Origin of the sequence: Taklimakanibacter albus, from assembly GCF_016595235.1 — a bacterium.
Lineage (GTDB): Bacteria > Pseudomonadota > Alphaproteobacteria > Rhizobiales > Aestuariivirgaceae > Taklimakanibacter > Taklimakanibacter albus.
The window spans coordinates 1,160,854-1,175,418 of the sequence record NZ_JAENHL010000007.1 but is presented as its reverse complement, the minus strand read 5'-3'; the positions used below and the strand labels follow the sequence as shown (position 1 = coordinate 1,175,418).

Annotated in this window: 13 protein-coding genes, 2 rRNA genes and 1 pseudogene (1 of these 16 only partly in view); 13 read left to right on the top strand and 3 right to left on the bottom strand. The window is 61.4% G+C overall.

What is annotated here, in order from left to right; translation table 11 throughout:
- The 8 genes from JHL16_RS17215 to JHL16_RS17180 all read left to right on the top strand — a co-directional run.
- A 23S ribosomal RNA gene (locus tag JHL16_RS17215) occupies window positions 1-867 on the top strand; it begins 1,877 nt to the left of the window's first position.
- 62 nt (window positions 868-929) lie between these two features.
- A 5S ribosomal RNA gene (gene rrf, locus JHL16_RS17210) occupies window positions 930-1,044 on the top strand.
- Between the two features lie 358 nt (window positions 1,045-1,402).
- Window positions 1,403-2,503 carry an efflux RND transporter periplasmic adaptor subunit gene (locus tag JHL16_RS17205; protein WP_200186097.1) on the top strand — a complete coding sequence of 367 codons (1,101 nt, stop codon included), beginning with the start codon at window positions 1,403-1,405 and terminating at the stop codon, window positions 2,501-2,503.
- Entirely contained in the window at window positions 2,500-3,201 is a 702-nt protein-coding gene (locus tag JHL16_RS17200) for an ABC transporter ATP-binding protein (protein WP_200186096.1), read from the top strand. Before JHL16_RS17205 ends, JHL16_RS17200 begins: the two co-directional genes overlap by 4 nt.
- On the top strand, window positions 3,201-4,343 hold the full coding sequence (locus JHL16_RS17195; RefSeq protein WP_200186095.1) for an ABC transporter permease: 1,143 nt from the start codon (window positions 3,201-3,203) through the stop codon (window positions 4,341-4,343). The genes JHL16_RS17200 and JHL16_RS17195 overlap by 1 nt, the downstream gene beginning before the upstream one ends.
- A 5-nt stretch (window positions 4,344-4,348) precedes the next feature.
- Window positions 4,349-5,548, top strand: a complete 1,200-nt coding sequence (locus JHL16_RS17190) for an ABC transporter permease (RefSeq protein WP_200186094.1) — start codon at window positions 4,349-4,351, stop codon at window positions 5,546-5,548.
- A gap of 97 nt (window positions 5,549-5,645) precedes the next feature.
- Window positions 5,646-5,852, top strand: a complete 207-nt coding sequence (locus JHL16_RS17185; protein WP_200186093.1) for a hypothetical protein — start codon at window positions 5,646-5,648, stop codon at window positions 5,850-5,852.
- 194 nt (window positions 5,853-6,046) lie between these two features.
- Window positions 6,047-6,682, top strand: coding sequence for a glutathione S-transferase N-terminal domain-containing protein (locus JHL16_RS17180; protein WP_200186092.1), 636 nt, complete (start codon window positions 6,047-6,049; stop codon window positions 6,680-6,682).
- Window positions 6,683-6,957: 275 nt separating this feature from the next.
- Here the strand turns inward: JHL16_RS17180 and JHL16_RS17175 are convergent, their stop codons facing one another.
- Window positions 6,958-7,683, bottom strand: a complete 726-nt coding sequence (locus JHL16_RS17175) for a DUF5343 domain-containing protein (RefSeq protein WP_200186091.1) — start codon at window positions 7,681-7,683, stop codon at window positions 6,958-6,960.
- A gap of 366 nt (window positions 7,684-8,049) precedes the next feature.
- Between JHL16_RS17175 and JHL16_RS17170 the strand changes: the two are divergent.
- The 3 genes and pseudogenes from JHL16_RS17170 (at window position 8,050) to JHL16_RS17160 (ending at window position 10,441) form a co-directional block, all read left to right on the top strand.
- Window positions 8,050-8,958: pseudogene (locus JHL16_RS17170) on the top strand (IS1595 family transposase).
- A 412-nt stretch (window positions 8,959-9,370) separates the two neighbouring features.
- Window positions 9,371-10,084 carry a hypothetical protein gene (locus JHL16_RS17165; RefSeq protein ID WP_200186090.1) on the top strand — a complete coding sequence of 238 codons (714 nt, stop codon included), beginning with the start codon at window positions 9,371-9,373 and terminating at the stop codon, window positions 10,082-10,084.
- 51 nt (window positions 10,085-10,135) lie between these two features.
- Window positions 10,136-10,441, top strand: a complete 306-nt coding sequence (locus JHL16_RS17160) for a hypothetical protein (protein ID WP_200186089.1) — start codon at window positions 10,136-10,138, stop codon at window positions 10,439-10,441.
- Window positions 10,442-10,593: 152 nt separating this feature from the next.
- Here the strand turns inward: JHL16_RS17160 and JHL16_RS17155 are convergent, their stop codons facing one another.
- Window positions 10,594-11,616 (bottom strand): methyltransferase, encoded by a 1,023-nt coding sequence (locus JHL16_RS17155; protein ID WP_200186088.1) that lies wholly within the window; start codon window positions 11,614-11,616, stop codon window positions 10,594-10,596.
- Between the two features lie 68 nt (window positions 11,617-11,684).
- Entirely contained in the window at window positions 11,685-12,863 is a 1,179-nt protein-coding gene (locus JHL16_RS17150; protein WP_200186087.1) for a patatin-like phospholipase family protein, read from the bottom strand.
- A gap of 131 nt (window positions 12,864-12,994) precedes the next feature.
- On the opposite strand from JHL16_RS17150, the gene JHL16_RS17145 reads away from it, so the two are divergent.
- Both JHL16_RS17145 and JHL16_RS17140 read left to right on the top strand, forming a co-directional pair.
- A complete protein-coding gene (locus JHL16_RS17145) occupies window positions 12,995-13,777 on the top strand; it encodes a 3-hydroxybutyrate dehydrogenase (RefSeq protein ID WP_200186086.1) in 783 nt (260 codons plus the stop codon).
- Window positions 13,778-13,797: 20 nt separating this feature from the next.
- Window positions 13,798-14,544 (top strand): acetoacetate decarboxylase, encoded by a 747-nt coding sequence (locus JHL16_RS17140; RefSeq protein WP_200186085.1) that lies wholly within the window; start codon window positions 13,798-13,800, stop codon window positions 14,542-14,544.
- Window positions 14,545-14,565: the final 21 nt, after the last annotated feature.

Below are 14,565 nucleotides of genomic sequence, written 5' to 3'. Positions count from 1 at the left end.
CCCCGTGAAGATGCGGGGTAATTGCGGTCAGACGGAAAGACCCCGTGCACCTTTACTATAGCTTTACACTGGCATTCGTGCTGGCATGTGTAGCATAGGTGGTAGGCTTTGAAGCGGAGGCGCTAGCTTTCGTGGAGCCGAAATGTGAAATACCACCCTTGTTGACATGGATGTCTAACCGCGACCCCTTATCGGGGCCCGGGACAGTGTATGGTGGGTAGTTTGACTGGGGCGGTCGCCTCCCAAAGAGTAACGGAGGCGCGCGATGGTAAGCTCAAGCTGGTCGGAAATCAGCTGTCGAGTGCAATGGCATAAGCTTGCCTGACTGCGAGACTGACAAGTCGAGCAGAGTCGAAAGACGGTCATAGTGATCCGGTGGCCCCACGTGAGGAGGGCCATCGCTCAACGGATAAAAGGTACGCCGGGGATAACAGGCTGATGATTCCCAAGAGTCCATATCGACGGAATCGTTTGGCACCTCGATGTCGGCTCATCACATCCTGGGGCTGGAGCAGGTCCCAAGGGTTCGGCTGTTCGCCGATTAAAGTGGTACGTGAGCTGGGTTCAAAACGTCGTGAGACAGTTTGGTCCCTATCTGCCGTGATTGTAGGAGAATTGAGAGGATTTGTCCTTAGTACGAGAGGACCGGGATGAACGCACCTCCGGTGGACCTGTTATCGCGCCAGCGGTACAGCAGGGTAGCTATGTGCGGACGGAATAACCGCTGAAGGCATCTAAGCGGGAAATCCACCTCAAAACCATTTCTCCCTTGAGAACCGTGGAAGACGACCACGTTGATAGGCCAGGTGTGGAAGCGCCGTAAGGCGTGAAGCTTACTGGTACTAATCGTTCGAACGGCTTGATCGTTCTCATTTTCAATACCCATTCGGTATTGCGCAAAATCTAGTTGATTGTCTGTCTTTCGCCGGCCTGGTGGCTATGGCGAGGTGTCTGAACCCGATCCCATCCCGAACTCGGTCGTTAAACGCCTCAGCGCCAATGGTACTTCGTCTTAAGACGCGGAAGAGTAGGTCGCTGCCAGGCCTGCAAAAGACAGACGCAATGTGCAAACAACTTCTTCATCGATCTCTTTAAAACCCGCCGCGCGAGCAATCGCCGGCGGGTTTTTGCTGTTCGCGAGATGTGTTACGTCTCGCTCCTTCGAAGGGACAGCAGCCGAGGCTGACGCGCTCCATTCGCGGAAACGGGTGCGGCCATGACCAAGATCGTGTTCGAGGTCTTCCAGGCCACGTCCAGCTTTAGCCAGGAGTTCTGTCGCATCATCAGGATGACGCGCAAAAGGCACGTTTTGAACGCCAGACCGTCCCGGATCATGATCGAGCACGACCCAAAACGCGTTTGAGGTCTCGTTTACAAGCCTGTGCGGGCGATGATGCCCGGCATGAACGCCCCTTTCGACATTGCCACCGAACAAGATCGAAGACGTGCCGAGACGCTCAAGTCGCTGACGCTTGAAGCCGTCCCCCTCGACGTCCCGCGGCAAAGGTCGATGCTCCGGCGACTTGCCCTGCCGGCCTGTTTCTCCGCGCTGATCTTCGGGGCCGCCTTCTATTGGCCGGATGCGGTTCAGCACTTTGAAAACCTGGTTGGGGAACCGGAGCGCGCCCCCACCGCTCCCGCCGCGGCGACGCACGACCAAAGCGCGCCCCTGGCGGAGCAATCGACCGTGCGCACTCTCATTCCGGCCACCCGTGAGGTCACCGGCTCCGGCTTTGTCGTGGCGCCGCGTTTGACAGCGGTTTTCGCGAAATACGAAGGCAGGATCACGAGAATCACCGTGACGCCGGGCGATGTGGTCGCGGCGGGCCAGATCCTGGTGACCCTTGAAGATGCCGGCGCCCGGTTTGCACTCGAGCAGGCGAATGCCGCAAAGAATCAGGCCGAGCTCATTCTCGCCGCCCGCGAGATCGATCTGGCGCACGCCCGCACCCTTTTGGGCCGCGCCGAAATCCTCGCCGCCCGCGGCGCTGCCTCGAAGCAGGCGCTTGATGACGCGCGGACCGCGACGGAGCGGGAGTCGAATGCGGTGGCGCAAGTGCGCCAATCCGTCGACAGCGCCCGGCTCGCCATTCGCATCGCCGAGGAGCGGGTGGCGGAACTCTCCGTTCGCGCGCCCTTCGCCGGCACCGTCACCCGCCTCGACGCCCATGTCGGCGACATGGTGCTGGCGCGGCTCGACAGTGTCCTCGAACGCCAGAGCCTGCTTACGATCACCGATACCAAAAGCCTGGTGATCGATGCCGATGTGGCGGAAACCACCATCGCCGCCCTGAAGCCGGGTCTTCGCGGCCAGGCGGTGCTCGACGGTTTCCCTGACCGGCCCTTCGCCGTCGTGGTCCTGCGGCTGGCGCCCGTCGTCTCCGCCGAAAAGGGCACTGTCTCGCTGCGCCTGTCGCTCACCGACCCGCCCGACGGCATTCGGCCGAACATGGCGGCGCGCATCCGCATCACCCTTGATGAAGCAGGAGACCCAACACAATGACAGAAAATATCGCTCCCTATATCGCGCTCAGCGGCGTCAGGAGGGCGTACCGCATCGGCGGGGAGATGATCTCCATCTTCTCAGGGCTCGATCTCACCATCCCACAGGGCGACTTCGTCGCCGTCATGGGCCCCTCCGGATCGGGCAAGTCGACGCTGCTCAACATGCTGGCCGGTATCGACAGTCCGGATTCGGGAACGCTGCGTATCGGCACGAGTCGTCTCGACCAGATGGGCGAGGCGGCGCGCGCCGCCTGGCGGGCGCACAATATGGGCATCGTGTTTCAGTTCTATAATCTGCTGCCCATGCTCAGCGTGGCCGAGAATGTCGAGCTGCCGCTGCTGCTCAAACCTCTGTCGCGGAAGGAGCGGCGCATCCGCGTCGACAAGGTCCTCGATCTCGTCGGGCTGGCCGGGCGCGCCAAACAATATCCCGCCTTGATGTCGGGCGGCCAGCAGCAGCGCATCGGCATCGCCCGCGCCATCGTCTCCGATCCGGGATTGCTGCTCTGCGATGAGCCGACCGGCGACCTCGACCGCAAATCCGCCGACGAGGTTCTGGAGATGCTGCGTTTCCTCAACCGGCACCTGCAAAAGACCATCGTCATGGTGACTCACGACCCGCAGGCCGCCCTTTATGCCCGCCGCACCCTGCATCTCGACAAGGGCGATTTCGTCGAAGAGAAGAGGGCCGCCTGATGACCTTTTTCGCTCTCGCCCGCAAAAATGCCTGGCGCAAGCCGCTGCGCACCGTGCTTCTCATGGTCTCGATCGCGGTCGCTTTTCTGATCTATGGCCTGACCGCAAGTTTCCTCAACGGCGCGCAAGGGACCGCGGGTGCCAGCGATGACATTCTCGGCGTGACCAGTGCCGGCGGGCGCACGCAGCCGCTGCCGATGGCGATGATGGCGCGGATCGCCGCCGACCCTGATGTCGCGGCGGTCGGATATGTCATGCGGCTGCGCGGTTTCGTCGATGTCGAGAAAAACGTCGTCGCCATCAGCGCCGGCGATCCCGATCGGCTGCTGGCCGTCAACGGCAAGGGACTCGGGCTGACGCCGGCGCTGGTGGAAGCGATCGGCCAGGCTCGCGACAAAGTGCTGGTCGGCCGTGCCTTGGCCGAAGCGCAAGGATGGCGTGTCGGCGAGCGCGTAACGGTCACGGCCTTCGACATGGCGCGCGCGGATGGCGGCCGCGAATGGCGCTTCGAGATCGCCGGCATCTTCGAAGGTGAAGACGCCACCACCGACACCTATTTCATGATCGCCCGCTACGACTATGTGAACGCCGCCCGCGCGCGCGGCAAGGATACTGTGGATGCCTTCATCGTGCGGCCGCATGCGGGCGTCGCGCCGGGAGAGCTGGCCGTCCGCATCGATACGCTTTTCGCCAACTCGGCCACGCCGACACGCACGCAATCGGAAAAGCAGTTCCTGGAAGCCTTCCTGCGCCAATATGCCGATACCGGTCTGATCGTAAATCTCGTCGTCGGCGCCGCCTTCGTCACCCTCCTGATGATCGTCGTCAACACGATGGTCTTTGCCGTGCGCGAGCGCACCTTCGAGATCGGCGTGCTGAAGACGCTTGGTTTCTCCCGCCGCGGGATCATGGCGCTCATTCTTGGCGAGACGCTCTTCGTCTTCGCCGTGGGCGGCGGCCTCGGCCTGGTTCTGGCGAAGCTCGCCACCCTGCTTGCCGGCCCGGCACTGGGACTGGTCCTGTCGTTGCCGGTTCTCGCCAAGGCGCTGGCGATCCTCGCCGCTCTCGGCCTCGCGACCGGCGCGCTGCCGGCCTTCAATGCGATGCGAACCCCCATCATCAAAGCTTTCAGGACGAGATAACCCCCATGTCCACCCACAGCAGACAAGCGCTCGTGATGATCCGGACCAATTTGTCCAGCCTCCCACGGCGTCTTGCGATTTCCACTTCCATGATCCTGTCGGTCGCGCTCGTCGTCTGCGTGCTCGCCGGGTTCCTGGCCATGGCGAAGGGCTTCGAGACGGCGCTGAACGGCGCCGGCTCACCCGCCGTCGCCGTCATTCTCGGCGGCGGCACCAATCAGGAGACCGGCTCGGACATTCCCGCTTCCGTCATCCGCACGCTCGACGCGATGACCGGCGATCTGGGTGTCACCCGCAATGCGGACGGCCAGCTCGTCGCGTCCCGCGAGATCGTCGTGCCTGTCGATGTGAAACAGACCACCGATGGCGCGGCACGCACGCTGGCGCTGCGCGGCATGGATGCGGTCGGACCGTCGATCCGCGATCGCATCGAGCTTTCGGCAGGACGCTTCTTCGCGCCCGGGGCCCGCGAGATCGTTGTCGGCGACCGTCTGGCCAACGAGTTCGGCCTCGCCGTCGGCGACGTCATCCGCCTCGGCGCGGTCGATTGGACGGTCGCGGGCCATTTCTCCGCCCAGGGCAGCGCGTTCGAATCCGAGATGTGGGCCGATCTCGAGGCGGTGCGCGCCGCCTTCGACCGGCAAGGACAGGTGCAGAGCTTGAAGCTCCGCCTCACCGATCCGGTCACCCTCAAACTTTTGCAGGACAAGGTCACCACGATCACGGGGACACCGCTCGTCGTCCTGTCCGAGGCCGATCTCTATGCCGCGCAATCGGGGCGTACCGCGAGCCTCATCCGTCTGTTCGGCTGGCCGCTGGCGCTCTTGATGGCGGTGGGCGCGACGGCGGGTGCGCTCAACACGATGATGAGCTCCGTCACCGACCGGACCGTCGAGATCGCCACCGTCCGCGCGCTGGGCTTCGGCCGCCTCTCGGCCTTTCTCGGCACCTGGGTCGAAGCGATCGTGCTGGCGGGCGCCGGCGGCGTCCTCGGCCTCTTCGCCTCTTGGGCGATCTTCAATGGCTGGCAGGCCAGCACCATCGGGGCGAACAATACAAGCATGGCGTTCCAGCTCGCCGTCACGCCCGATGTTCTTGTGACATCGGGTCTGCTCGGCCTCGCCATCGGCATCCTCGGCGGTGCCTTACCCGCTTTCGCCGCCACAAGGTTGCCGCTGACTGCGGCGCTTCGGGCGCGGGGGTAGGGAACAATGTCATGAGGAGGGCTGGCTTCCGGATTTCACTCGCCGATTGGAATCTCACCGCCTAACATCCCTGGCGAATGATCAGCGAGGGGTGCCCATGATCGCGAACTATATCGATGAAATCATCATGTTCTGTGCCGGCCTGTGGGCCACAGCGACCGGCTTCGGCTATCTGCAGATGCCGGCGAAGGATCAGATCGCCCGCGAGCAGTGGCAGGCCCGCTTCGGAATGGCGCTCAGATGGATCGGCCCGCTCCTGCTCGTCATCTCCATCGCCCTTGCCGTCGTGAAGAATAACACCTGAACCTGCCAGCCGATCGTACCGCCGCTAGGGCATTTTCCCGGGAAGCGGCCAATTCGGATCCGCTATGAAGCCAGGGCTTCACGCCCGCCGCACGGTGCGATATGCACATACCGCTTCGATCGCGACGCTGTCGAAAGCCGGCATGCGGTCACAAGCCTCATGCTGATTGCAGCTCTTCCTGACGGGTGGTCAATGTGAAACGCTATATCCTGCATGGACGGCCGGGCTGGGGCTCGGTTCTTACCGAGGCGCAGCTCGACTGGTACGGGCTGCCTTACGACTTCGTCGATGACGGCGACCTCTTCGAGGACGACAAGGCGCGCTGGAAGCTGGCGAAGCTCAATCCGCTGCCGCAATATCCGACCCTCATCCTGCCCGACGGCCAGGTGATGACGGAAAGTGCCGCGATCACGCTCCATCTTGCCGATGCGGCGAAAAGCTTCGATCTCGTGCCGGAGCCGACCGACACGACCCGGCCGCGTTTTCTGCGCTGGCTCGTCTTCATCGTCGCCAATATCTATCCGACCTTCACCTATGCCGACGTGCCGGGGCGCTTCGTTCCGGGCGAGAAGGCGGCCAAGGGGTTCCGCGCCAATATCGACGAGTATCAGAAGACGCTGTGGAGCATGGTCGAGGCCGAGGCGAAGGCGCCGTGGTTCCTGGGCAAGCGGTTCTCGGCGCTCGATATCTATTTCTGCGCCATGACGCGCTGGCGCCCGCGTGAACCCTGGTTCGAGGAGAACGCGCCGAAGGTCTTCGCGGCGGGGCGCAAATGTGATGATCTGCCGAAGCTCAAGGCGGTGTGGCTAAGGAACTATCCGCCGGAGTGACTTAATGTTGCCTTGAGCGGCGGCCACGCTTGCGCTTGGATCAAGAGGCGATGTTGTAGATGCGGTACCTGCGGCGAAATTCGACAGAGTCGTCCAAATCTGATATAAAACAGCACCGCCACACATGCCGACCTCGAAGCTGGTCATGTGTGGCGGCTCACGCCTTCATACCGAGAAGGCAGCTTGTGCACCTCACCGCCGCGTCGGTCCGGAACCAATCGCGGCGGGAGGCTCTTGCCCCCTTACCAAGGGGGTAGCTCTAAGGCGATGTCGATCTACTGGTCGGCGTCGCCTTCGTCATCTTGGTCCTCGTCTTCGACAATCGGGTAGACGAAGTCGATCACCGCACCGAAGGTGGCGATGAACTTATCTCGCTTGTCTTGGGTCCAGCCCGAGCCGTTGTTCGGCAAGCTCGCAAGGAGCCCGCTCAAGGCAGGCGGTAAGCCGGGCGTTGGGGATTGAACAAAAGCCGGTGGCGGGGGTGTCTTGCTCTTGGGTTTGGCTGGTGATGCAGGCGGGCGACGAGTCTGAGTTGCGCCGCCATTGGACTTGGGCGGCGCGGTTTGCGCTTTCTCAGGCATGAGACCTGCGGCGGCACAGAGGCCCGTGAACAGAGTCACCATCCTGTCCTGCTGGCCGGTCGGCTGATAATTGCGGAAGGCGTCTCGAATCTGCGTCGCGTCATCCTTGGAAGGGTCAACGAAAGCGAAGACATCTTGATATGCGGCCTTCAGCCACTCCTGAAGGCGCATCTTGTATTCGGCCTGCGGCGCGCGGCGGATTCCCTCAAAGACCGGACTCGGAGCGCCGTTCTCGTCAATCAAGTCGAGGACCTGCAACGCCTGAAGGGTTCGGGTGATGAGGCTTTCAGATATCCCGGCGCGCAATAGGGTGTCGGCATTGACCGGGGCAGGCAGACCACGATCGCGGTGACGCGTGACCAGCTCAAGCACCGCCCTGCTGGGGGCGTACGGTGCGGGACCATTTGCGGTTACGGCCATTGCTGAAGCTCCGTTCGTTCTGTCCGCCAGCTTATATATTGGCGTACAGTACAATGCAATATGTGTATTTGTTTTCTGTCCGTATTTTTAAGTATTTGATTTTTCAAATAAATATTACGTACTCATGATGAGAGTAACCATATCGTGATGATGGATCCAAGAACGTGGTCGATGGAGTTGCCTCCCAGATTCGCCCGAATCTCATTCCCCCGCCTGCGCTGGATGGCTAGGAGTGAGCCCAAAAGGCGCAAATCTGGCCATTGGCCTTGCTGCCGACGCCGAGGATGCGGCGCTGGAAGTATTCCGTACTGTGTATGAACTTTGGATAGCGTTACTGGAGGCGAAAGCACTTGACGTCCCCAAAAAGTGGAAAATACTGTCTCAGATGCCAAGCACTTCCATGACGAGGAAGCAGCCTTTGCTTATCTGGAGGCTCGCATCTGGCTGACCGCCCCTGTCTGTCCGCATTGCGGGGGGCGCGGACCGCATCAGCAAGATGAAGGGCAAGTCCACCCGGATCGGCGTCTATAGTGCTACCAGTGCCGCAAGCCCTTCCGGGCGACGGTCGGAACGGTCTTTAAAGCGAGCCAAGTCCCGCTGCGCCTCTGGCTTCAGGCCGTGCATCTGATGACGGCCAGAAAGAAGGGCGTCAGCTCAAATCAGACTTCATCGCATTCTTGGCGTCACGCTCAAGACGGCGTGGTTCATGTCACACCGCATCCGCGAGGCGATGCGGACGCTCGGCTTGGGGCCGATGGGCGACGCAGGCGAGACTGTGGAGATTGACGAGACGTTCATCGGTCGCTTGCCATACATCGCCAAGCCCGTGGGCGGTTGCGTACATAAGAACACGGCTCATGTTGGTGAACCACAACACGAGCCAGTCTCGCAGCTTCCATATGGAAGACACGACGGTCGCGCAAGTGATGCCTATTGTGTTGCGGAACATCAAAGCGGAACGCGCGGAGATGACGGGCGCAAACAGCACATACCGCTATCGCCTCAAGAAGCACGTTGCTGAGCACGGTTCAGTGAACCATAAGCGCGAGACGTGCGCGGCGATGTGCACAAGAGCACCATTGAAGGCTTTTTCAGCATCTTCAAGTGCGGCATGAAGGGCGTCTATCAGCATTGCTCAGAGAAGCACTTGCCCTGCTATTTGGCGGAATTCGATTTCCGCTATAACAATCGTGTTCGGCTTGGCGTCAATGATGTTGCGCGCGCGGATTGCGCATTGTCGGAAAGAGGCTGAAATACACGACTGCCGGCCAATGAAAGGCGCCCTATGGGACGAAAGGCGAAAAGCAAAAACGCCGCCCAAAAATCAAGGGCAAGAAACAGTCGGAGCGGTTTAAGAAGCCGCTCGGGAGCTTGGTGCAGATGACAGCGCCACCGCCTTTGACCAGATATTGAAAGAATGGTGGCGACCAAGAAGCCCGCCAAGCAATAGGAGGCAGCAGCCTACTTCTGCCGCCATAAGTCGATAAGTCGAAAGGCAGCCTCTAAGGACGTCGCCTTGCCTAAGACGTCGATACCCTTTGTTTCGGCTGTGTCACAGCATTCAAAGACAAAATAGCCTTCAAATCCCATGTGACTCGCGCCCGCCTCAAGAATCGTTTGACGAGAAAGTGACGCAACGTGAATACTTCGCCCGTTGTCCAGATTCGCGCTAGCGAGGATTTGATCCATGGCCGTCACCTCTAAAGGTCCACGAATTTCCGTGAACGACTTGGCACTGTTTATGGTGTCTTCGGACACCGCTCGTATGGGGATCATTCGTCGGGCGAAGTTTCCGCAGAAATCGGTTGTAATTCGCTATCGGGACGCACGACCACCACTGGTCGCACATTTAACAGACCCGATTCGTTCTGTGAATCCCCTCGCGACAGCGGAACAAATGCTTGCCCAGCGAGCTATCGACCCGTCCCAAAGCTCTTTGGCGCAGGATGACGCCAAGCAGTCCATTGAGGTGCTGCATGCCATTCAGGGTATGGCCAACAAGCTGAAGGGATATGATTTCCAATCGGTCCCCCTGAAACAGGCCAAGCTGAAGCTCGGCGGGGTTGAGGTCTCGGTGTATGCCGACATGCTGGTACATGGCAGCACCAAGGGACACGAGCAAATCGGTGCTGCAATTCTACGGATGACCCAAGATGACGCTGACACCGACCCTGCCAAGGCCAAGCGAAAGGAAATGGGGCTGTACGTGGCGACCATGGCAAGGCTTCATGTCGACCAGAATATTAGCTCAAACCGACAGCCTACCAACAAGCTCTGCATGTCAATTGACGTCCAGCATGGGGAGGTCTTCTGTGCCCCGGACTCAAACACCAGGCGCATGAAAGACCTTGAGAATGCCTGCCGAACAATAGCGGCTCTCTGGCCCACTATTGAGAAATGATGAGCTGGGTATGGTACCTATAACATCGCCGACCAAGAGGAGGAACGCCTCATGAAACTGCGCCTCATTCTTACTTCGGTCTTTGTCGTCGCGGCATTGCCGGCGCTCGCCGAGGAGATTTCCGTATCGGGCTGCGCGGCCTCCGGCGTCGAGGCGAGCTGCATGATCCTCAAGGCCGAAGACGGCAAGACCTATGACATCACGGCGGCGCAGCCGGCGCCGGAGCCCGGCACCTACGGCAAGGTCACGGGCACGCTCAGCGACAAGATGTCGATCTGCCAGCAAGGCCCGGTCATCGATCCGGCGCAGTGGCAGGTCGAGCCCGGCCGGGCATGTCCGGTCGAGACCTCGCAATAGTTCCACTTGCCATCGCGCACATTGCCATGGTTTGTCTGGAGAAGAGGAACAGCGGAATTCGGGAGTTCCCTGCAGATCCCTGTAGATCCGCTGCTAATCCCCTGTAAATCCGCTGCAGATCTGCAGGGGAGTTCCGCTGCAAATCTCCGGCCCTATTTATAGGCCACTGCCGCACTCGAGGGGCCGGCCAGCGGGATGACGGCGAAGCGGCGGAAGCCGGCCGCACGGCACCAGCCCTCGAAATCGGCGCCGGTGTAATCGAAGGCGTCACCGAACTCGATCAGCATGTTGAGCGACATCAGAAGGCCGAAGGCATTCTTGCGGCGCTCGTCGTCGATCAGGGCCTCGATGACGACGAAGGCGCCGCCTTCGGGCAGCGCTTCATAGGCCTTGGCGATCAGCTGCTTCTTCTTTTCGAGATTCCAGTCATGCAGGATCATGCCCATGGTGATGACGTCGGCGCGCGGCAGAGGATCGGCGAAGAAGTCGCCACCCACCGCCTTCACACGATCGCTCAAGCCCGCTTGCGCGATCTTGCGGGTGGCGATCGGCACGACATTGGGCAGATCGAAGCTCGTGCAGCTCATATGCGGCTGGGCGGCGGCGACCATGCAGGACAGCTGGCCGGTGGCGCCGCCGACATCGCACAATGTGCGATAGGCCGAGAAGTCGAACTTCTGGGCAAAGGCGCGGAAATTGCCGGCCGAGATGCCGGACATGGCGTTCATGAACTGCTCGAGCCGCTCCGGCACCTCATAGAGCTTGGCGAACATCGGCTCGCCCGAATGTTTGGTCTCATTCTGCGGCTTGCCGGTCTGCAAAGCCTCGGTCAGATCCGCCCAGAAGCGATAGAGCCGCGCATTGGCCATCTCCAATATGCCGCCGACATAGGCGGGGCTGTTGGCGTCGAGGAAGAGCGCGCCTTCCGGCGTGTTGGCGTAACGGGCATCAGCCCCGTTGCCGGCGCGGTCGAGTAGCCCCAAGGCGACCAGCGCATCGGGGAAGTCGGGCACCGCGCGCGCGTTCAGGGCGAGGCTCCCGGCGATCTCCGCGGCCGTCATGGGGCCGCGGGCGAGCGCGGTGAAGAGCTTCAGCTCGATCGCCGACAGGAGCGTCTTCGAGGCGAAGAAGCCCATGCCGATCTGCAGGATATGAGAGGGGGTGAGGTCCGACATGCGCCATCCCTTATTGCCGACCCCCGGCAGCCATCTAAGGGCTTCGCTCCGGACGGCGCAAGGCGAATTCACGCGCCGCGGCGCAGGCCCTCAGCCAACCGGTGCACGTCATGCACCCAGATGCCGCCGCCATCGGGCGGCAGCTCCAGCCACTGGCGCTGTTTCAGCGTGTTCTGGGTGTCCTCGTAGCCCGACTGCCAGTGCTCGCGCATCGAGGTGCCGGAGAACTCATAGTCCTTGGCGTGGCCCTCATAGGCCTTCTGCTGGTAGATGAGATGGATGATGGTGAGTTCGGGCAGGTCGGAGAGCTCCTTGATCCAGCGCGCCTCGTCGGGGGTCTGGTTCTTCTTCGGAATACGCGCCAGCGCCGCATGGGCGCGCTGCTTCCATTTCTGGATCTTGCGGTACATGTCGGTGTTGTAGCGCGTGCGAGACGAATACATGATGTCCTTGTGGCGCGCCATGACATCGGCCATCTCGCGCGGCAAGGCGCCCCGGGCCGAGAACAGATCGACCTGGAAGACCAGCGAGTTGAGATCGTCCTCCTGCTCGAGCAGATGCTGCAGCGGCGTGTTTGAGACGATGCCGCCGTCCCAGAAATAGTCGGTGCCGATCTTCACCATCGGAAGTGCCGGCGGCAGCGCGCCGCTCGCCATCACATGCTCGGGCGTGATCTCTTCGTCGCGATTGTCGAAATAGACGAAATTGCCGGTCATCACATTGACGGCGCCGACCGAGAAGCGCGAGCGACGCTCGTTGATGAGCGAGAAATCGACGAGGTCGAGAAGCGTCTCGCGCAAAGGCGAGGTGTCATAGAAGCTCGTCGCGGTCTTGGCGCCGGCGGGGCTTGTCCAGGGATTGAAGGCATGCGGGCGGAAGAAGCCGGGCTGTCCGTCGGCGAGCGTCATATAGGAGCTGATCGAGTTGCGCATGCGCCGGAACATGTCGCCGTCCGGCGTGTAGGCCCAGATCTTGCGCGCGGTGATGCGCTCCCAGAATTCACGCAGGCGCGGAAGGCGCTGCTCGCGCGAATTGCCGGCGATGATGGCGGCGTTGATGCCGCCGATCGACACGCCGGTCACCCAGTCGGGCTCGATCTCGGCTTCATGCAGCGCCTGATAGACGCCCGCCTGATAGGCGCCGAGCGCGCCGCCGCCCTGGAAGATGAGGGCGATGCGGGCGCAGCGCTCAGGCCGCCAGCTTAGAGGTTTCGCCTTGCCGTTCTGCCGTTCGACCTGCTTGTCCATGATCCGTCCCGGGCGCGTTGCTCTGGACTTCAGCAAACCAAGCCGGTGTGACACGCACATGACGCCGCGCCGTCACATGACTTCAATGAAAGCCGACTTAGCTCGTTTCTCCATCAAAAGAGGGTTGCGACATGACGGCTGAAAGAAGCGCTATCGTCACCGGATCGACCAGCGGCATCGGGCTTGCCATAGCCGAAGCCCTGGCGCGGTCGGGACATGATGTGATGCTGAACGGGCTCGGCAAGGCCGAGGACGTCGAGGCGGTCAGGGCGGAGATGGCCGACAAATACGGCGTCGAGGTCCTGTTCAGTGGCGCCGATATGAGTCGGCCGGACGCGATTGCGGAGATGATCACCACCGCCGAGCAGGCCTTCGGCAAGGTCGACATCCTCGTCAACAATGCCGGCATCCAATATGTGGCGCCGATCGAGGAATTCCCGCCGGAGAAATGGGACCAGATCCTGAGCATCAATCTGTCGGCGTCGTTCCACGCCATCAGCCATGTGCTGCCGGGCATGAAGCAGCGCAATTTCGGCCGCATCGTGCAGATCGCCTCAGCCCATGCGCTGGTGGCGTCGCCGTTCAAGAGCGCCTATGTCGCCGCCAAGCACGGCATCGCCGGACTCACCAAGACGGTGGCGCTCGAAGGTGCCGAGTTTGGCGTGACGGCGAATGCCGTCTGCCCCGGTTATGTGCTCACACCTCTGGTCGAGAAGCAGATCCCCGAGCAGGCGAAAGCGCGCGGCATTTCCGAAGAGGCCGTCATCCGCGATGTGCTGCTGGCGGCGCAGCCGACTAAACGCTTTGTCACTGTCGAGGAGGTCGCGGCCCTCGTATTGTTCCTGTGCAGCGACGAGGCTGCCTCGATCACCGGCGCCACGATACCCATCGATGGCGGCTGGACCTGTCACTGAAGCGAGGGAAGGGAACTCTCATGCGCGTCGCCGATATTCTGAATCTGCCGTCCATGCCGCTCGCGGGGCCGAGCTATCCCAAGGGCCCGTACCGCTTCATCAACCGCGAATACATGGTCATCACCTATGAGACAGACGCCGATATCATCCGCGCTCAACTGCCCGAACCGCTCGAGCCGGTCGAGCGGCCACTCGTCAACTACGAATGGATCAAGATGCCGGACAGCTCGGGTTTCGGCACTTACACAGAGACGGGCATCGTCATTCCCTGCCGTTTCAAGGGTGAAGATGTGGGGTTCGTCTCACAGATGTATCTCGACGATGATCCGCCGATCGTCGCCGGCCGCGAGATCTGGGGGTTTCCCAAGAAATACGCCCATCCGAAACTCGAGGTAGTGAAGGACACGCTGACCGGCACGCTCGACTATGGCGGCCAGCTCGTCGCCATGGGCACCATGGGCTACAAGCACGAGGCGATGAGCGGCAATGGCGAGAAGACCACCGCGATATTGAGCAAGACCCAGGTCAATCTGAAGATCATTCCGGGCGAGGATGGCCGCCACGATATCTGTCAGCTCGTCGCCTATAATCTCACCGACATCACCGTCAAAGGCTCATGGCTCGGCCCTGGCCGGCTCCATCTCGTGCCGCATGTCAATGCGCCGGTCGCCGATTTGCCGGTCAGGAAGATCATCGGCGCCCATCATTTCATCGCCGACCTGACGTTGCCCTATGGCCGCGTGGTTCATGATTATCTGAAGCCGTAGAGCTTCGACAAAAAGAAGCCG